Source organism: Oceanicaulis sp., assembly GCF_051859625.1.
Lineage (GTDB): Bacteria > Pseudomonadota > Alphaproteobacteria > Caulobacterales > Maricaulaceae > Oceanicaulis.
In genome coordinates this window covers 302586-320696 of record NZ_JBHYFH010000001.1, presented here as the reverse complement: position 1 = coordinate 320696, position 18111 = coordinate 302586, and the positions used below count along the sequence as shown (strand labels likewise).

The 18111-nt window shown below is 63.3% G+C and carries 21 protein-coding genes; 12 read left to right on the top strand and 9 right to left on the bottom strand.

The window, feature by feature from the left end; translation table 11 throughout:
* The first annotated feature begins 84 nt into the window (after positions 1 to 84).
* A complete protein-coding gene (gene dksA / locus ACTIGF_RS01590) occupies positions 85 to 507 on the top strand; it encodes an RNA polymerase-binding protein DksA (RefSeq protein WP_439636636.1) in 423 nt (140 codons plus the stop codon).
* Positions 508 to 524: 17 nt separating this feature from the next.
* On the opposite strand, the gene ACTIGF_RS01585 is transcribed toward dksA, so the two are convergent.
* The 6 genes from ACTIGF_RS01585 to flgF all read right to left on the bottom strand — a co-directional run bounded on the left by ACTIGF_RS01585 (position 525) and on the right by flgF (position 4742).
* Positions 525 to 965, bottom strand: a complete 441-nt coding sequence (locus tag ACTIGF_RS01585; RefSeq protein ID WP_439635198.1) for a hypothetical protein — start codon at positions 963 to 965, stop codon at positions 525 to 527.
* 79 nt (positions 966 to 1044) lie between these two features.
* Positions 1045 to 1419 carry a hypothetical protein gene (locus tag ACTIGF_RS01580; protein ID WP_439635197.1) on the bottom strand — a complete coding sequence of 125 codons (375 nt, stop codon included), beginning with the start codon at positions 1417 to 1419 and terminating at the stop codon, positions 1045 to 1047.
* Positions 1420 to 1428: 9 nt separating this feature from the next.
* Positions 1429 to 2229: a flagellar basal body L-ring protein FlgH gene (gene flgH / locus ACTIGF_RS01575; protein ID WP_439635196.1), complete on the bottom strand. Its 801-nt coding sequence runs from the start codon at positions 2227 to 2229 to the stop codon at positions 1429 to 1431.
* 3 nt (positions 2230 to 2232) lie between these two features.
* A complete protein-coding gene (flgA, locus tag ACTIGF_RS01570) occupies positions 2233 to 3180 on the bottom strand; it encodes a flagellar basal body P-ring formation chaperone FlgA (protein WP_439635195.1) in 948 nt (315 codons plus the stop codon).
* Positions 3181 to 3194: 14 nt separating this feature from the next.
* Positions 3195 to 3980, bottom strand: coding sequence for a flagellar basal-body rod protein FlgG (gene flgG / locus ACTIGF_RS01565; RefSeq protein WP_439635194.1), 786 nt, complete (start codon positions 3978 to 3980; stop codon positions 3195 to 3197).
* A gap of 27 nt (positions 3981 to 4007) precedes the next feature.
* Positions 4008 to 4742, bottom strand: coding sequence for a flagellar basal-body rod protein FlgF (gene flgF, locus ACTIGF_RS01560; RefSeq protein ID WP_439635193.1), 735 nt, complete (start codon positions 4740 to 4742; stop codon positions 4008 to 4010).
* 264 nt (positions 4743 to 5006) lie between these two features.
* Between flgF and ACTIGF_RS01555 the strand changes: the two genes are divergently transcribed.
* From ACTIGF_RS01555 to ACTIGF_RS01535, 5 genes are all read left to right on the top strand, one after another.
* Positions 5007 to 5597 (top strand): flagellar basal body-associated FliL family protein, encoded by a 591-nt coding sequence (locus ACTIGF_RS01555; protein WP_439635192.1) that lies wholly within the window; start codon positions 5007 to 5009, stop codon positions 5595 to 5597.
* Positions 5598 to 5732: 135 nt separating this feature from the next.
* Positions 5733 to 6767, top strand: coding sequence for a flagellar motor switch protein FliM (fliM, locus tag ACTIGF_RS01550; protein WP_375550199.1), 1035 nt, complete (start codon positions 5733 to 5735; stop codon positions 6765 to 6767).
* Positions 6764 to 7162 (top strand): DUF6468 domain-containing protein, encoded by a 399-nt coding sequence (locus tag ACTIGF_RS01545; RefSeq protein WP_107712806.1) that lies wholly within the window; start codon positions 6764 to 6766, stop codon positions 7160 to 7162. The genes fliM and ACTIGF_RS01545 overlap by 4 nt, the downstream gene beginning before the upstream one ends.
* A gap of 2 nt (positions 7163 to 7164) precedes the next feature.
* Positions 7165 to 7878 (top strand): MotE family protein, encoded by a 714-nt coding sequence (locus tag ACTIGF_RS01540; RefSeq protein ID WP_439635191.1) that lies wholly within the window; start codon positions 7165 to 7167, stop codon positions 7876 to 7878.
* Positions 7859 to 11206 carry a tetratricopeptide repeat protein gene (locus ACTIGF_RS01535; protein WP_439635190.1) on the top strand — a complete coding sequence of 1116 codons (3348 nt, stop codon included), beginning with the start codon at positions 7859 to 7861 and terminating at the stop codon, positions 11204 to 11206. Before ACTIGF_RS01540 ends, ACTIGF_RS01535 begins: the two co-directional genes overlap by 20 nt.
* Here ACTIGF_RS01535 and fliP read toward each other — a convergent pair whose 3' ends face one another.
* Positions 11207 to 11983, bottom strand: coding sequence for a flagellar type III secretion system pore protein FliP (fliP, locus tag ACTIGF_RS01530; protein WP_439635189.1), 777 nt, complete (start codon positions 11981 to 11983; stop codon positions 11207 to 11209).
* Positions 11980 to 12354 (bottom strand): flagellar biosynthetic protein FliO, encoded by a 375-nt coding sequence (locus ACTIGF_RS01525; RefSeq protein ID WP_439635188.1) that lies wholly within the window; start codon positions 12352 to 12354, stop codon positions 11980 to 11982. Before ACTIGF_RS01525 ends, fliP begins: the two co-directional genes overlap by 4 nt.
* 149 nt (positions 12355 to 12503) lie before the next feature.
* Between ACTIGF_RS01525 and ACTIGF_RS01520 the strand changes: the two genes are divergently transcribed.
* Genes ACTIGF_RS01520 through fliE form a run of 3 tightly spaced genes read left to right on the top strand, consistent with a single transcriptional unit; the run spans position 12504 to position 13720 of the window.
* On the top strand, positions 12504 to 12920 hold the full coding sequence (locus tag ACTIGF_RS01520) for a flagellar basal body protein (protein ID WP_439635187.1): 417 nt from the start codon (positions 12504 to 12506) through the stop codon (positions 12918 to 12920).
* Between the two features lie 30 nt (positions 12921 to 12950).
* On the top strand, positions 12951 to 13367 hold the full coding sequence (gene flgC / locus ACTIGF_RS01515) for a flagellar basal body rod protein FlgC (protein ID WP_439635186.1): 417 nt from the start codon (positions 12951 to 12953) through the stop codon (positions 13365 to 13367).
* 35 nt (positions 13368 to 13402) lie between these two features.
* A complete protein-coding gene (fliE, locus tag ACTIGF_RS01510) occupies positions 13403 to 13720 on the top strand; it encodes a flagellar hook-basal body complex protein FliE (protein WP_439635185.1) in 318 nt (105 codons plus the stop codon).
* 171 nt (positions 13721 to 13891) lie between these two features.
* Here fliE and ACTIGF_RS01505 read toward each other — a convergent pair whose 3' ends face one another.
* Complete coding sequence (locus tag ACTIGF_RS01505) at positions 13892 to 15763, bottom strand: DUF885 domain-containing protein (protein WP_439635184.1); 1872 nt, start codon at positions 15761 to 15763, stop codon at positions 13892 to 13894.
* 207 nt (positions 15764 to 15970) lie between these two features.
* Between ACTIGF_RS01505 and fliQ the strand changes: the two genes are divergently transcribed.
* Genes fliQ through flhB form a run of 3 tightly spaced genes read left to right on the top strand, consistent with a single transcriptional unit; the run spans position 15971 to position 18085 of the window.
* Entirely contained in the window at positions 15971 to 16234 is a 264-nt protein-coding gene (fliQ, locus tag ACTIGF_RS01500) for a flagellar biosynthesis protein FliQ (protein ID WP_022699958.1), read from the top strand.
* Positions 16235 to 16239: 5 nt separating this feature from the next.
* Positions 16240 to 16998 carry a flagellar biosynthetic protein FliR gene (gene fliR, locus ACTIGF_RS01495; RefSeq protein WP_439635183.1) on the top strand — a complete coding sequence of 253 codons (759 nt, stop codon included), beginning with the start codon at positions 16240 to 16242 and terminating at the stop codon, positions 16996 to 16998.
* A gap of 10 nt (positions 16999 to 17008) precedes the next feature.
* Entirely contained in the window at positions 17009 to 18085 is a 1077-nt protein-coding gene (flhB, locus tag ACTIGF_RS01490) for a flagellar biosynthesis protein FlhB (RefSeq protein WP_439635182.1), read from the top strand.
* Positions 18086 to 18111 lie beyond the last annotated feature (26 nt).

Genomic DNA, 18111 nt, shown 5'->3' with positions numbered 1-18111 from the left:
AGATTGACTTGAACTTGACGGTCGATATTCTCCGCCGCGCTCAGGCCGGCGGGGGCTGCATACGGAGACGGTCTCATGAGTGTTATGGATTCAAGCATTGAGCTGCCGACGGGCTACCGTCCCAGCGAGTCCGAACCCTTCATGAATGAACGCCAGAAAGAATATTTCCGGCGGAAGTTGTTGGCTTGGAAGGATGAAATCCTTCGAGAGAGCCGTTCGACGCTTTCAAACCTTCAAGAAGATATCGGCGCCTTGCCCGACCTTGCGGATCGGGCGTCGACGGAAACCGATCGCGCGCTGGAGCTGCGCGCCCGGGATCGTCAACGCAAGCTGATCTCGAAGATCGAGTCGGCGCTGCGCCGGATCGAGGAAGACGAGTACGGCTATTGCGAGGAAACGGGCGAGCCGATCTCTCTGGCGCGTCTGGATGCGCGCCCGGTAGCGACGCTCAGCCTTGAAGCCCAGGAGCGCCACGAGCGGTCCGAGCGGGTCCACCGCGACAATTAGCTGGATGAACGTCAGGCCTAGGCCTGACGGCGCCAGTCCTCATTACCTTTGAGAAACTCAAGCGCTTCATCCGCGTTCGAGAACGCTTGCGCATTAATGCCGGCCTTGGTCAGCAGCTTTGAGGCCCGAGCCGTCACCACCAGTGTCTGAGCGTTAAACACATAAGCCAGCCTCACGTGCGGCGGACAATGCTGAACGATATAATTCAGCCGGTCGGTGAACTCGGCGAGGGTATAGCTCAACTGGTTGCGGCTGTAATCGAACAGGACGCCCGTCCATTGCGGTTCTTTTTTCAAGCGATCACAAAGGGCGATTTGGGCTTTGGCGGTGAGCTCGCTGGTTTCCATACCTGAGATGTTATAGCGCAGAATGCCAAGTTCCGGCATTTCCACGCGTTCGAAAGACCAGCCCGTCATTAATCCAGCGCCTATCAAAAGCTGTATGAGATCAATGACCACGTTCACACAGCTTGATTGATAATTATTTACGTTGAAGGGCTTAAGTGTGTTCGACTTCGAAGCCCGTCACTGACTGGCGTCAGGTTTCGCTCTGAGCATGGGCGAGAGCGAGCGCGTGAGTGTCAAAGGCCCGGGCCGGACGCCCGGATTTGCTTAAAAGCCGTGTGATGTAAGCGGCGTGCATCAGATTGCCGTCATCGTAGACATAGGCGATGCGGATGGCTTCAGGCAGCGCTTCATGGAGCGCCTCGGCGACCTGTGTGAACTGGCCGATCGTATGGTCAAACCGGCAGCCCTGATAATTCATGATCAAGCCCGAATAGCCGTGATCGCGCACGCGCTGACCGAGCTTTGGCGCATTGGCGAGGCTCTGCGCCACTGTGTTCACGCCCGTCATGTGAATGCTCAGGACACGGCCGTCTGCATGCTCGGTCCGCGTGATCGTCATGGACATGCGCTTGCCCTAGAAAGGCCAGAGGAGATTGTAGAGTTCCTGACCCACGGGCGGGCGCTGCATTTCAGAGATGTGCCCGCGGCCGCCATATGAGATGCGCGCTTCGGCGATCTGTTCATGGTCGATTGTGTTGTCCGCCGCGATGTCCTGAGGCCGGACGATGCCGGAAATCAGCAGCTCTCGCACTTCATTGTTGATGCGCACTTCCTGACGCCCATGGATCACCAGATTGCCGTTCCACAGCACGTCCACAACGATCGCTGCGGCGGTCATCGAAATGCTTTCGGAGCGATTGATATTGCCCGCGCCCTGGGTGGAGGAGGCCGAGCCGAAGCTCGCGAGGCTGGCGGGATCGACCGCGTCGTTGAAGAACTGGTTGAGCGCGGCTTCCCCGCCGAAGAAATTGGTCAGGTTTGAGTCTTCGGACGTGGTGCGCGAGCGCGTGGTCTGATTGGAGACTGTGGCGCTGTCGGCGATGTCGATGCTCACCGTCAGGATATCGCCCACATGCGCGGCGCGGGGATCGCCGAAAAACGTCGTGGAGTTGGTCGACCGCCACAGGGAGTTGGGGTTTGAAGACTGGGCGCGCGCTTCGGCGATGGCGCGGGCGCGGGCCAGTCGCGCCGCTTCCGCCTGGCCGGCGGTGGGACCGTTGGCGCCTGCCTGACCGGTCAGTGCTGCAGCGTTGTTGATATCATTCATGGGCGGCGTCTGCCCCACATAGGACAGGCGGTCCGTGGTCGCGCAAGCGGTCAGAGACAAGGCGCCCAGAAGAACGGCGCTGCACATCAAAAAGCGTTTGGACATCATGGCTCAGGACTCGCTTGGGCGCGCGGCGCTGCGGCCGCCAAGGACACTGGCGCGGCCGGGGGCTTCGACCCAGGCCTCAACCGTGCGGTTCGATTGCAGGTTCAGAAAACGGATGAACTGGCCTTCGCCGCCATTTTCCAGGGCGCGGGCCTGGGCGCTGAGCATCAGCGGGCCGACCTGATAGACCAGGGACACCAGCTCACCGCGCTCCACCACAATGGGCGGCTCCACGTCAAAGCTGCGCAAGGGGCGCTCCGGGCTCAGGGCGCGCTTGGCGGACATGCCGACAAGATCTGATTCAGCCAGCAGGATTTCACCGCGCACCTGGCTTTCAGGCAGGCGGACCCAGTCCACGTCAGCGGCGGTGATGGTTTCGCCGCGCGCAATGGTGCGGTTGAGCACCGGCACATTGGTCACCCGCTGCGCCCGGCCGGACACGGTGAGGGGGTCGCCGCCCGGATACGCCGCGATCTGGGCGCGGAACAGGTTCGAGCTGGCGTCATGGTCAAAGCTGATCAGCTCCGGCCCGCCCATGGCGTCAGCCGGCGCGAACAGGTCCTGGCGCATATTGGAGAGATTGACCGCATAGGCGTGGCCGGTCTCCACATAGAGCGCTTCCTGAACCAGATCGGAAATGTCTGACGCGCTGACCGTGCGCGCCTCGCGTTCGACGGTGACGCGCAGAACGCCGCCGGCGTTCGCCCAGTGGAAACCCTCGCGCGCCGCTGCGTTACGGACAAAGTCGGGGTCCAGCGAAATCGCTCGTCCCGGCGCCGGGGCGCGAGCGAGCTGGATGTCGCCGGCCTCGCCTGTGATGTCGAACAGATCGGACAGGGTGATGACGGCGTCGGCGCTGACCAGGCGCTCCTTGAGCACCACGGACGTGCTGACCTCTTGCGCCGCCGCGGCGCCCGTCGAAAGCGCCAGAACAAGGGTGAGGGTGCGAAGCATGGCTTAGCCTTTCCTCAGCGCAGATTGGAGGAGGTTGCGAGCATCTCGTCCGCGGCCGTGATGACCCGGGCGTTCATCTCATAGGCGCGCTGGGCCTGGATGAGAGATGTGATCTCGGTGACGGCGTCCACATTGGACACTTCCACAAAGCCCTGACGGATTTGCCCGAAACCGGGATCGGTGGGGGCGCCGAGATTGGGCGCGCCCGACGCGGCGCTTTCCAGCAGAAGGTTGTCGCCGATCTGCTCAAGGCCGGCTTCGTTGGGGAAGGTGGCGAGTTCGAGCTGACCGACAATCTGAGGCGCGGGCTGACCATCAAGCAGGATCTGCACCTGGCCTTGGGTGTTGATGACCACCTGGCGCGCTTCATTGGGCACCACAATGCCCGGCATGACGCTGTAGCCGTCTGCAGTGACGATCTCGCCGTTCGGGCTCAGCGAGAAATTGCCGGCGCGGGAATAGGCGTCATTGCCGTCTGGCATTTGAACGCGGAAATAGCCGGAGCCGGAGATCGCGACGTCATAGTCGTTGCCGGTTTCGCTCAAGCCGCCCTGTTCGGCGATGCGGTAGACCGAGCCGGCGTTGACGCCGAGGCCGACCTGAACGCCGGTCGGCACGATGGTGCCCGCGTCCGAGGAATTGGCGCCCGGCTGGGAGACGGTCTGGTAGAGCAGGTCTTCGAACTCGGCGCGCTGACGTTTGAACGCGATCGTGTTCATGTTGGCGAGGTTGTGAGAGATCACCTCGACGGCCAGTGACTGGGCTTCCATCCCGGTGGCGGCGGTGGACAATGCGCGCATGGCTGCGGCCTCCTTCAGAATAGAGCGTTATGGGCGACCAAGACGGTCAATGGCCTTGCGGCTGAGTTCGTCGGTGTCTTTGATCATGCGGGTGACCGACGTGTAGGCGCGGCTCACTTGCATCATGGTGGTGATTTCGAGCATGGGGCGCACATTCGAGCTTTCCAGAAAGCCCTGCTTGATCTGCGGCAGCTCCTCGATCACGCGTTCGGCGTCTTCTGGCGCGGCGTAGCGGTTGTCGCCGGTTTTGGTCAGAACGCCCTGATCGGCGAACTGGGCGACGCCCACTTGCGCGATGACCTGTCCGTTCTGCGTGATCTCGCCGGACTCGCCGATGACGATCTGACCGGCGTTGGGATTGAGCACAATCGGCGCGCCGCCGGCGTCCAGCACTTGCGCGCCGTCGCTGGCGACCAGCTCGCCCAGAGGGTTCAGGGTGAAGGCGCCGTCGCGCGTGAAGCGCTCGACCCCGTCCATCTCCACCATGAAGAAGCCGTCGCCCTGCAAGGCCAGATCCAGCGGGCGGCCCGTATTGGTGAGCGCGCCTTGAGAGAAATCCCGGCCCATCGCCCATTCGTCAACGAACTGGGCGCGGTTGGGGCCGTCTTGATGGCGGGCGCGAAAGGCGGTGTCAGGTTCGAGCATCATGCGCTCGGCCTTGAAGCCCTGGGTGTTGGCGTTGGCGATATTGTTGGCGACCACATCCATCTGCCGACGCAAGGTCAGCTGGCGGGTCAGTCCGATCAGCATGGTGTTGTCCATCGCCAGGCGTCCTTCTGAAGGCGGTTGCTGCGACTTCTGGCAGCGTCCCCAGACTCATGGCAAACACCGTGCCATGGTTAACATACTGAAAAATATACATGCGATTGAAGGGGCGGCGCTTTTGGGCGGCCAGCCTTGCCTGTCGAGCCCACACAAAGGGGAAAAATCTGCCCAGCGAAGCCGTTTCCAAACGGATCGTTAACCGCAGCACTGATTAATCGTTGGCTGTACTGGGCCAATCCGTAAGGCGAGGGAATCAGCTTCATGGCTGAAGACACCGAAGACGAAACGCGCGAAGAGGGCGCCGAAGGTGAAGAGGGCGAAGAGGAAGCCAAGAAGGGCGGCCTCAAGAAGATGATCCTTTTCATCGGCTTGCCTGTGATCCTCGTCATCCTGGCCGGGGTGGCGGGCGCCTTGTTTTTCCTGGGCGGCGGCGACGAAGAGGTTCTCGCCGAGGGCGAGCATGGCGAAGAACATGGCGAAGCCTCTGCCGATGGTCATGGGGATGGTCACGGCGCTGCAGCGACCGAAGAACATCTGGCGGAGCTGTTTCGCTTTGAAGAGCCGCTGATCGTGGACATGTCCGGCCCGGACAACCGGTCGGTGCTTTTGGAAGTGCAGATCGCGCTCGCCTATTCCGACCACGATGTGGCCGAACTTCTGGCGCGCGAAGACGTTCAGATCCTGCTGCGCGACGAATATGTGGATTTTTTCCGCGCATTGCGGGTCGAAGACATTGACGGCTCGACCGGATCACACCGCATTCGGATGGAGTTGATCCGCCGCACCAATCTGGTGCTGGCCCCCAAGACTGTGGACGGCGTTCTGCTGCCCAGTTTCGTGATGCAGCAATAGCGGAGACCTGCGTTGGACGACGATATCGATCAGGATGCAATGGCGGCTGAATGGGAGGCCGCTGCTGCGGGCGAACAGCCTGACTTTGACTCCTTGGGCGATGACGGCGACGACCTGGCGTCCGAATGGGAGGCCATGGTCGACGGGGATGGTGAAACCTTCCTGCCGGCCCAGCAGTCTTCCGGCCCCGAACGCATCCTCAATCAGGAAGAAATCGACTCCCTTCTGGGCTTCTCGGTTTCTGACGACGACGCCAATGAGCGCTCGGGCATCCGGGCGATCATCAATTCGGCGCTGGTGTCCTATGAACGCCTGCCGATGCTGGAGATCGTCTTTGACCGTCTGGTGAGGTTGATGACGACGAGCCTTCGCAATTTCACGTCCGACAACGTGGAAGTGAGTCTCGACAACATCTCGTCCATCCGCTTCGGCGATTATCTCAACTCGATCCCGCTGCCGGCGATCCTGGCGGTGTTCCGCGCCAAGCAGCTTGATAACTACGGCCTGCTGACGGTGGACTCCAACCTGATCTATTCGATCGTGGACGTTCTGCTGGGCGGACGGCGCGGCACCTCGGCCATGCGCGTGGAAGGCCGGCCCTACACCACCATCGAACGCACGCTGGTCCAGCGGATGATCGAAGTGGTGCTGGCCGATGCCCGTCAGGCGTTCGCGCCGCTGACGGAAGTGGATTTCGATCTCGACCGGGTCGAGACCAACCCGCGCTTCGCCGCCATCGCCCGGCCTGCGAACGCCGCGATCCTCGTCAAGCTGCGCATCGACATGGAAGACCGCGGCGGGCGCATCGAGCTCTTGCTGCCTTACGCCACGCTCGAACCCATCCGGAAAATGCTGCTGCAGCAGTTCATGGGTGAGAAGTTCGGCCGCGACAATATCTGGGAAAGCCACCTCGCCACTGAATTGTGGTCCACCAAGATGGAGGTGAGCGCGGTTCTGGATGAGATGCAGAAGCCTTTGGGCGAAGTGATGAATCTGAAGGTCGGCGACACCTTGATGCTGGATGCGGGCCCGGACGGGTTGATCGAGCTGCGCTGCGATGATGTTCCGCTGACGCACGGTCATATGGGCCGAATCGGGCACAACATAGGGGTTCGCCTGGATCGTCCGCTGAGTGCGATGGCGAAGAAAAGTTTGATGGGGTTCTCATGACGCTCGCTGGTTTCGCTTTCGAAGCTCTTGTCTGCATCCTTCTGGCTATGGCGGTGGTCATGTGCTGGCGTGTGGATCGCCGTTTGCGGGCCTTGCGCAATGGCCAGGACGGTCTTGTGGGGACCATTTCCGCGCTGAACGATGCGGTGGAACGCGCGCGCGCCACTTTGGGGGCGCTGGACCGTGCGAGCCGTGATGGCGGGGAAAGTCTGCGAAAAGAAACCGAACGGGCGCAGAAGCTGGCTGATGAGCTGCGCTTTTTGTCCGGAGAAGCCGATATGAGCGCCCAGCGCCTGACCCAGCGTCCGCGACGCGAGGCGCCGCGCGCTGACGATGAAGACCCTGAAACCGCACGCTCCCGTCGCCGCCTGAACGCGCTGAAGGCGCTGCGCTGATCATGACGCCCGTCCGTCCCCTCATGTTGTTGGCGGTCGTCCTGGCCGGGCTTCTGGGTTTGAAATCCCTCTCGCTGGTCGATGAAGCTGCGACGCTGATTTCCGAGCGCGCCGACGCAGCCGCGGCCCCGCCGGCGGATGACGGGCATGGCGGGTCAGGCGGGGAAGAACCGGAAGAAGTCGTGGATGAGGGACCGGCGCCGCCTGCAGCGCCGCCCCCTTCAGCCGCGCCTGCGCCGCGCGCCGCGCCGACAACAGCTCAGCTGGGGCTGGAGCGTCGCCTGGCGGAACGCCGGCGGACGCTGGACCAACGCGAAGCCGAGCTTGATACGCGTGAGCAATTATTGTCTGTGGCGGAGCTGCGCGTGGATGATCGCGTCACCGAATTGGAAGCCCTGCGCGATGAAGTGCGCGAACTGCTGGGCATGCTTGATGACCGCCGGCAAGAGCAGGTGGACGCCATCGTCGCCGTGTATTCCCAGCTCGAGCCCGACGCGGCGGCCCGCATTCTCACGTCCATGCGTGAAACCGACGAGACGACGCTGCTGCTGGTCGCTGAACAATTGCAGACCACGAACGCACGCAAGTTCGCCGCCGTCATGGCGGAGATGGATCCCGGCTTCGCCGCCGAGCTGACCTTCATGCTGCGCATGCGCGCTGAACCGCCCGAAACAACCGCGGAAGCGGAGGCCCGCCTTGAAGCGGCGGCAGGATAAGCGGCTCGCCTTGTTTGCGAGTGCGGCGCTGGGCGTCGTGCTGTCGGCGTCGGCCCTGGCCCAGTCGCCGGCGCAAATCGACGTGTCGAGGCAGGGCCAGACGACCCGCGTCCAGATCAGCCTGCCCGAAATGGATGGTGACGGTCTGAGCGCGGATGCGGAAGTCGCCGCCGGCGCCGTGCTGGTGGCCCGACTGTCCGAGCCGATCGAAGCGGACGTCTCGGAGATCACCGCCGCGGCGCCCGATTACATCGCCATGGCGCGTCTGGACCCGGATGGGCGGACCTTGCGGCTGGCGCTGAACCAGACCCTGGAAAGCCGGGTGTCTGTGTCTCACAACATTATCGCCATTGATATCGCGCCGCCCGGCGCAGCGCCGCTCGCTGATGTGGTCAGCCCTTATGAGCTGGCCCAGATTGAACGCGCCCGTCAGGCGCGCGCCCAGGCGGCCGCTGCGGCTGCAGCCGCAGCGGCGCCGCCGCCTGCGCTGCCCGTGGACATGCGCATTGGCGAAGCGGCTGAGTATTCGCGGATCGTGTTTCAATGGCCCGAGGCTGTGACTTATTCGCTGGAGCAGGCCGACGGGCGCGCCGTGCTGACCTTTTCACGGGCGGCTGAGCTGAACCTGGCGCCGCTGACCGCTGCGCCGCCGCGCTTCATTGACGCCGTGACCGAGCGACCGGCGGACAGTCTGTCGCTGTCCTTCCTTCTGGCGTCAGGGGCGGAAGCGCGGGTCTGGTCTGATGAGCCGGGGCGGGTGGTGTTTGACGTCTCCCTGGGCGCGGCTGGCGGCGCAGAAGCCGTTCTGGCGGCCCTGTCAGAGTATGCCGATCAGCTTGAAGCCCAGGCGCCGACCGCGTCTGAAAGCGTCGAGCCGGCTGGCGGCGGTGATGAAGCGCTCGATACGCCAGATTTCGAGACCCCGAACCTTGAGCGTCCTGACGTCGAAGCGCGCCCCGACCCTGTGCCTGAAGACGGGATCGTGCGGGTGGAAGCGCGGCGCAACGGCACCGATGTGGTGCTCAATATTCCCTGGGCCTCGCTGCCGGGCGCGGCCGTGTTTCGTCGCGGGCAGGCGATCTGGGTGGTGTTTGACGCCAGCGCGGAGCTGGATGTGGGTGAGATGGCGACGCTGGCCGGACGCCATATTCGCAATCATGAAGTGTTGCGTGGCGCGGATTACACAGCCATGCGGATCGAAGCGCCGAACTCCACCCAGACGGATGTGCGTCCCGTGGGAACCAGCTGGGTTCTGACTTTTAGCGAAACGGTGGACCAGCCGCCCGCGCCGATCCGCGTGACGCGCGAGACCGGCGTGAACCGCCCCGCACGCCTGCGCTTTAATTTCAATGGCGCGCGCAGCGTGCGCACCGTGACCGACCCGGTTGTGGGCGATTCCATTCTGGTGCTGACCAGTGATGGCGAGAAATACGGGGTGATTTCACCCCGCCAGTATGTGGAAGCGGTGATGCTGCCCTCCACTCAAGGCGTCGCGTTGCAGCCTCTGGCTGATGACCTCATCTTCACCGTGCGCGCGGGCGGCGCCGATCTCAGCCGTCCGGGCGGTCTGGCCCTGACACGGGCGGCCACGCCTGGTCTGTCCGGCTCGCTGGACCGTCCCGTCACGCCCGGCTTTCTGGATCTGGCGGCCTATCGGGGCGAGGGCGATTACCGCGACTCGATGGTGGTCTTGCAGCGCCGGGCCTCGGAGCTGGACCCGGCGGCGATTCTCAATCTGGCGCGCTTCAAACTGGGATGGCAGCTTGCGGCTGAAGCGCTGGGCCTGATCGAGTTGGCGGTTGAGGAAAACCCCTCGCTGGACGCCAGTCCGGAAATCGCCGCCTTGCGCGGCGTCGCCAGCTATATGATGGGGCGCTATGAAGATGCGGACCGTTATTTGTCCCATCCGGTGCTTTTGAACGATCCCGCCGCGCAATCCTGGCGCGGCGCCGTCTCCGCCCAATTGGGCGACTGGCCGCAGGCGCGTCGGCGGTTCGAGCAAGGGCGCGAAGCGATCTATTTCTTTGATCCGGTCTGGCGCGCGCGCCTGTCGGCCCTGCACGCCATGGCGGTGCTCAAGACCAATGATCTTGGGGCTGTCGAGCCCTTGCTCAATGTGGTCGAGGCGGAAGATTTCGACCTTGAAGCGCGCACGGAAGCGGCGATGGTCCAGGCCGGGCTCGCCGCGGCGTCCGGCGATGTGGATCAGGCCATTGCGCTCTATGATGCGCTGAGCCGCTCGGACTGGCGACCGGCCCGAGCCCGCGCATTGTTAGAAAAAGTCAGGCTTGAGTTCACCAATGACCGCATCCCGGCCGATGAAGCGGTCGAGGCCCTTGAGAGCCTGCGCTTTCGCTGGCGCGGCGATGATGTGGAAGTTGAAGCCTCGACCATGCTGGGCGAGGTCTATGCGGATGCTGGCCGGTTCTCTGAAGCGCTGAACACCATGTCCAGCGCGCTGTCGCGCTTTTCCAACACACCCGAGGCGCGCCGGTTGAGCGTGCGCCTGGAAACGCTGTTCCGTGACATTTTCCTCAACGGGCAGGGCGACCGCATGGACCCGATGGAGGCGCTGGCGCTCTGGTATGAGCATCAGGACCTGACGCCGCCGGGGCCGGACGGATTGCGCATGGCGCGCCGCATCGCCGCCCGTCTGGTGGAGGTGGACCTGCTGGAGCCGGCGTCAGAGCTTCTGGCGCACCAGGTGTTCGAACGGCGGGTGACTATGACCTCGCTGGCGCGCGCTCAAGTCGCCGCCGATCTGGCGCGGGTCTATCTGATTGATAATCGCGCATCCGACGCTTTGCGGGCGCTCGACAGCACCCGCATCGCCGGGCTTCCAAACGATCTGGTGGATGAACGCCGCGTGCTTCAGGCTCGCGCTCTGGCGGCGCTGGGGCGCACCGAACATGCGCTGGAACTGGTCGCTTATGATCAGGGCCCTGAAGCGGACCGCCTGCGCGCGGACATCGCCTGGGAAGGGCGCAACTGGTCTGAAGCCGGACGCCTGATGGAAGCGCTGCTGGGCGATCGCTGGCGCTCTGACCGGGCGCTCAGCTCAGCAGAAGCCCATGATGTGCTGCGCGCCCTGATCGCCTATGCGCTGGTATCGGATGAAGCCGGCATGGACCGGGTCGTCGCGCGCTATGGTCGGGCCATGGGAGAGACTGAACACGCCGCCGCTTTCAGCACCGTCGCCAACCGCTCGGTTGCGCCCGGCGACAGCCGGTTGAGCTCGCTGGTCGGCCAGATCGCGAATGTCCAGCGCACTGATGCGCTGATGGCGGGGTTCGGTCGCTATGATGAAGTCTCAGGGCCTGAAAGCTGATCAGCCGCCCGGCGGCATGCGTTCAAAGCTTTGAACCAGCGATCCGATCACCAAAGTCCAGCCATCCACCAGCACGAAGAAGATCAGCTTGAACGGCAGTGAGATGATCACGGGCGGCAGCATCATCATGCCCATGGACATCAAGATGCTGGCCACCACCAGATCGATGATCAGGAAGGGGATGAACAGCAGAAAGCCGATCTCGAAGGCGCGCCTCAATTCTGAAATCATGAACGCAGGCGCCACCACATAGACCGGTGTGGCTTCCGGGGATTCAGGCTCTTCGCCAGAAATGTTCAAAAACAGCCCCAGATCCTCTTCCCGGGTATGGGCGAGCATGAAGGCTTTCACCGGCTGTGCGGCGGCGGTGAAGGCTTCCTGATTGCTGATCTGACCATTCAGGAGCGGCTCCACGCCGTCCTGATAGGCTTGGGTGAAGACCGGCGACATGATGAAGGCGGTCAGAAACAGCGATAGCGAGATCAGCACGGCGTTCGGCGGGCTTTGCTGCAGGCCGATCGCGGTGCGCAGCAGCGACAGTACCACCACGATCCGGATAAAGCTCGTGGTCATGATCAGGATGGACGGCGCCAGGCTCAGCACCGTCAGCAGAGCGATCATCTGCAAGACGCGCTCGGTCAGGGCCGTGTCATTGCCGCCCAGCGAAATCGACAGACCCGGCCCGGCCGCGGCATGGGCGTCCGGCGCGCCGATCAGGCCCAGCCCCAGGGCGAACGTGATCAGGGCGCCGAGATGGATCCAGCGCGCGATCTTCATTGGCTCTGCCCCAACCGTGTGACGGAAGCGCCGGGGTTTTCCGCTTCAGTCTCAAGGGAGTCCGGGGCGACCGGTTCGAACACAGGCTCTTCCTTGGCGGGGGCGCGGTCGAGCACCTGCTCGCGCTCCGCGCCGAGAAGCAGCACATGTTCGGCGTCGTCCACGCGCACGATCACCACCTTGCGGCGCGGGTCGAGCATCAAGGTCTCGGTGATGGACAGGCGGCGCTTGCGCGTCGGCGCGGACCAGCGGTCCAGCATCGGCATCGGCCCCATCCAGCCCGCGCGTCTGGCGACCACCGCGAATCCGCCTAAAAGGCCCAAGACAAGGATCAGGGCGGCGAAATACCGTATGATATCAAGCTGGTCCAAAGTCGCTTCGTCCCGTTCTCATCAGCTGGAGAGGCGCAGTCGCTCATCCTTGCTAAAAGCCCTAACGGGAGTCGGCGAGGGAGTTAAGCTCTCCTTAACCGGCTCGGCTCAGGGTGATGAATGCAAAGTTAACTCTGGCGGAGGCGCCGATGCGCCCTGACGACATACCGCTCTTGTCCATGCTGCGTGACACGATGGGCTATCACGGCGCCCGTCAGCGCGTCATTGCTGAAAACGTGGCCAACGCCAACACGCCCGGATACACGCCCAGTGATGTTCCGCGCAGCGAGTTTGAGCGCGTGCTGGCCGGGCAGGCCCAGGCCGGCGGCGGGCTGCGCACCACGCACGCCATGCATTATGGCGGGGATGGCGGGGCGTCCGGTTCGCGGCAATTCCGCACCGAGACTGCGCCGGACAGTGAAACCACCTCGAACGGCAATTCGGTCGTGATCGAGGAACAGATGGTCGACGCCAACGACAACCGGATGCGGTTCGAGACGGCGTTGAGCCTGTATCAGAAGAGCCTGAACATGATCCGTATGGCGAGCCGCTCGCCGGGTCAGTGATCCTAAGCAACGCCAGAAAGGCAGACGGCTATGGTCGATCGCGTCTCTGAAACCCTGCAGATCTCCGCAGCCGGCCTGCGCGCGCAATCCTCGCGCATGCGGGTCATTGCGGAGAACGTGGCGAACGCGGATTCCACGGCGCGCACGCCGGACGAAAATCCGTATCAGCGCCAGATCCCGGTGTTCCAGTCCGAGTTTGACCGTCAGGTCGGCACCGAGCTGGTTCGCATGAATGACGTCACGCTCGATGAATCAGATTTCCGCATGGTCTATGAGCCCGGCCACCCGGCGGCTGATGGCGAGGGCTATGTGAAATATCCCAATGTGTCTTCGCTGGTCGAGCTGATGGACATGCGCGATGCGCAGCGGTCCTACGAAGCGAATCTGACCATGGTGGAAGGCACGCGCCGCATGCTTGAGCGCACGCTCGACCTGTTGCGTCGTTAAACGCTTTCCCGCCGGCTCTAGAAAGGGGCTGACTTATGGATCTCGCCGCCATCCGCGCCTATACCGCCGCCGCCCAGCAGGCCGCCGGCGTTTCGCCGTCCACGAACAACGCCGCCGAGCTCGCCAAGACCGAGGGCGGTGATTTCGGCGACATGGTGATGAACGCCGTGCAATCGGTTCAGGAGACGCTGAGCCAGTCTGAACAGCTCAGCGCCCAGGCCGCGACCGGTCAGGCCGAGCTGGTGGATGTGGTCACCGCTGTGGCCGCCGCTGAAGTCCAGCTTGAAAGCGTCGTCGCCGTGCGCGACCAGGTCATCCGCGCCTATCAGGAAATCCTGCGCATGCCGATCTAACGCCTCTCGCAGGTCTGAAACAAAGCGCCCCCGCAGCCAGGCTCGGGGGCGTTTTTGTATGCTGAGTCTGGCCTTGAGCGTGGCGGTCACGCCTTGAAAGCAGGCATGAAAAACCCCGCAAGGCTGCAGGCCTTGCGGGGTTTCTGCTGTGAAGCAGGCGGGGTGAGGGGGTTAGCCTGCTTTCACAGTATCGATCCAGGCCTCAACCCGGTCTTCCAGCATGGGCAGCGGCAGCGGGCCCGCGGTCAGGACCGCGTCATGGAACCCGCCCCAGCTGAAGTCGTCGCCCAGTTCTTCCTGGGCCTGGAACAGCAGCCCCTGGATGAACATCATGCCGGTTTTGTAGGAGACGGCCTGACCCGGCCAGACAATATAGCGCTCGACTTCCGGGGTGATGTCGCCCTCAGTCATCGGGGTCGCTTCCAGCATGTAATCAATCGCTTGCTGGCGGTCCCACTGATAGTGGTGGATGCCGGTGTCGACCACCAGGCGCGCGGCGCGGAAGACCTCATAGGACAGGCGGCCGAAGTCTGAATACGGGTCTTCGTAAAAGCCCATCTCCTTGCCCAGCCATTCGGTGTACAGCGCCCAGCCTTCGCCATAGGCGGAGTTCCACGCAAAGCGCTGGAACATCGGCACGTCCTCGAGTTCCTGGGTCAGCGCGATCTGGAAGTGGTGCCCCGGCGCGCCTTCGTGCAGCGACAGGCTTTCCAGCAGATAGGTGGGATTGTCCTGCATCTGGGACAGGTTGACGTAGTAATACCCGGGGCGAGAGCCATCGAGCGCGGGCTGGTTGTAGAAGGCGCCGGTGGCGGTGGCTTCACGCCAGGGCTCGACCGCGCGCACTTCCAGCGGCGCTTCGGGCAGGGTGTCGAAATATTGCGGCGCGACCTCCATCACGTGCTCGATCACGGCGGTGGCGCGGTCGAGATATTCCTGCCGGCCTTCGGGCGTGTTGGGCAGCTGGAACTGCTCTGCGGTGCGCATATAGGCGAAGAAGTCCTGCACGCTGCCTTCAAAGCCGACCTGGGCCATGATCTCGCGCATCTCGCCATGAATGCGTTCGACTTCGGCGAGGCCGCGTTCATGGATCTCTTCGGCGGTCATCTCCGGAATGGTGGTGAACTGCGCCAGCGAGGCGGCGTAGGCGGCTTCGCCATTGGGCAGTTTCCACACGCCGTCACGATCGTCAGACATCGCTTCCATGCGATCCAGCGCCGCCATATAGCGCTCCATCGCCGGCACATAGACGTTCAGGAGCGCGTCTTCAGCGCGCATGACCAGCTCGGCCTTGGCGTCATCGTCAATGTCGAGCGCGTCGACCTTGGCTTTGAAGTCGGCGAACAGCGCGCTGTCTTCCGCGCCTTGCTCAAACGGCGCGCCGGACAGTTGAGACTGGGCCGAGGCGGTCAGGCGTGGATAGGCGAACAAGGGCAAGGTGACGCCGTTCGCCGCGCGTTCTTCCGCGCGTTCAGTCAGCGTGTCGATGACCTCGCCGATTCCTTCCAGACGCGAGGCGTACGCCTCAGCGTGTTCCTGCGTCGCAACCCGGTGGTTGTTGATCAGGAACGTGGTCAGGTCAGAGACAGAATCGCCCATGGGCGAGAACACATAGCGGCTGTCGCGCACGGCGAACTGGCGCGCATCATTCTCGGCGATGCTGATCGCGAAATCATAAGACACCTTGCCGGCATCGGTCAGCAGGTCGCGGTCGAACTCGGCCTGCATCTCCTGAACCCGGCGCTGGCCGCGCTCGAAATCCTCGATCTGGCGCGCGTCCGAGCGGTCATCCCACCGGCCATAGGCGTCGATGTCGGAAATCATTCCCAGATAGGTCTGGACCTCCGGCGAGCGCGACACTTCCTCAAGGAAGGCTTCCTGGAAGGACGCGTACAGGCGCTCGGTTTCGGTTTGTTCAGCCTGCTGCGCGACCGTCGCGGCGCTGGCCAGGTTGGCGCTGACGTGTGCGCCGTCATGCGCCAATGCGCCGCCAGCGGTCAGAAGTGCGACAGAGGCCGCGCTGCAAAGAAGTGTCTTGATCATAAAATTGTCTCCCCGAAGGCGGATACACGTCCGCCCTATTGCGCGCCATGCTGCACCCGGACGGCGATTGCGCCAATGCACGCCAACATGACAAATCGTTAAACAAAGCGCGACGCATAAAACTTTACCTCTGGAACTTTGCGCGTCGGCATAGAATCCGTGCATGAAATCATTGCGGCGCTGTGAGCGCATCAGAAGGAAGCCATCATGACCGCGGGCGAAGTCCTCGATATTGGCGCGGAAGCGATCTGGGTGATGCTGGGCATGGCGGCGCCGGTCATGCTGATCGGGCTGGCCGTGGGCGTTCTGATCGCCCTGTTTCAGGCCCTGACCCAGGTGCAGGAAATGACATTGGTCTTCGTGCCGAAAATCATCGTGATCTTTCTGGCGCTTCTGATTTTCCTGCCGATGATGGGCGCGCTTCTGAACGGTTTCATGCAAACGATCGCCGACCGAATCATCGCAGGCTGACGGCCATGCTGGCCGGTTTCGATCTTTCCCTCACTCTTTTCGCAGCCGCGATGGTGTTTGCGCGTATGGGCGGGATATTGATGCTGATGCCCGGTATCGGCGAAACGTCGATTCCGGTGCGGTTGCGGCTCGCCTTTGCTCTGGCCTTTTCCTTTGTGGTCGGCCCGTCCATCGCGCCGATGCTGCCGGCGCCGCCAGAGACGCTTGCGGGCGTCGGCGTTCTTGTGGCGCTCGAAACCCTGATCGGGGTGATGATCGGCGCAGCGTCGCGCATTCTTCTGACCGCCGGCGCGATCGCGGGCCAGATCATCGGCTACCAGACCGGCCTCGCCATGGCGCAGTCCTTTGACCCCGCCCAGGGCCAGGCCGGCGTGCTGCCCGCCCAGTTCCTGAATCTGATCTTCATCGTCATCGTTCTGGCCACGCCGCTTCATCAGCAGATGTTGCTGGCGGCTGCGGGATCCTATGAATTGATGCCCGCCGGCGAAGCGCCGATGTGGGGAGACGCCGCGTTCTGGGCCCTGGGCCTGTTCATCGACGCTTTCGTCATCGGGGTTCAGATCGCCAGCCCGCTGATCGTGTTCGGCCTGGTCTTTTATCTGGGGCTCGGCGTGCTCTCGCGCCTGATGCCGCAGGCGCAGATCTTCTTCATCGCCATGCCGCTCAACATCCTGATCGGCTTTTCCATTCTGGCCATGTCCCTGGGCGCCATGGTGATGCTGTGGGCGGAGCGCTATGAGCGCTTCACCGCGACGCTGAACTGAGGCGGGCGTCATGGCGGAAGGCGAAGACAAGTCAGAAAAGACAGAAGAACCGACAGACCGAAAACTCCGGCAGGCGCGCGAGGAAGGCGATGTTCCCAAATCCCAGGAGGTGTCGGGCTGGTTCACCCTGACTGCGGGGCTGGCGATGCTGGCGTTTCTGGCGCCGGGCATGTCACGCAGCCTGGCGGAGATGCTGCAGGTGTTTCTCGCCCAGCCCCATGAACTGGCGGTCGACCCAACTGGCGCGGTGACCCTGGCGGCGGCGACCGCCTTGCGCCTGGTCGTGGTGACAGGCCTGGCCTTCGCCATGCTGCTGGTCGCGGCGATCTTCGGCAATCTGATACAGACCGGCGTGATGTTCACGCCCAAGAAGATCGCGCCCAAGCTCGACAAGCTTGACCCGATCAAGGGCCTGACCCGCATGTTCGGGCCTGAGGGCTGGATGAACTTCTTCAAGGGCGTCGCCAAGATGACGGTGGTCGGGCTCGCCATCGCTCTGGCGCTCTGGCCGCGGCGCAATGAGCTGGCGGTGATGCCGGGCGTAGCGCCCATCGGCATCTTGCAGGAGGTCTATACCGCCGCCATCCAGCTGATGATCGCCGCCCTGATCGCCTACACCGCCATCGCCGTGCTCGATTTCCTGTTTCAGCGCAAGCAGTACATCGACCGCAACAAGATGAGCCGCAAGGAAATCCGCGATGAGATGAAGGATACCGAAGGCGATCCCATGGTGAAGGCGAAACTGCGCCAGATCCGTCATGAGCGCGCCCAGCGGCGCATGATGGCGCGCGTGCCGGACGCCGCCGTGGTGATCACCAACCCGACCCACTACGCCGTGGCGCTGGAATATGAGCAAGGCCGTACGCCCGCGCCGATCTGTGTGGCCAAGGGCGCCGACGATGTCGCGCTGCGCATCCGCGAACTGGCCAAGGAACATAACATTCCCATCGTCGAGGACCCGCCTCTGGCGCGCGGCCTGTTCGCCAGCGTGGAGCTGGAGGAAGTGATCCCGCCCGAACATTTCACGGCGGTGGCCAAGGTGATCGGATACGTGCTGACGCTGGCGGGCAAGGCGCCGAAGTTCTGATCCGGACGCTGAAAACAGGATTTCGT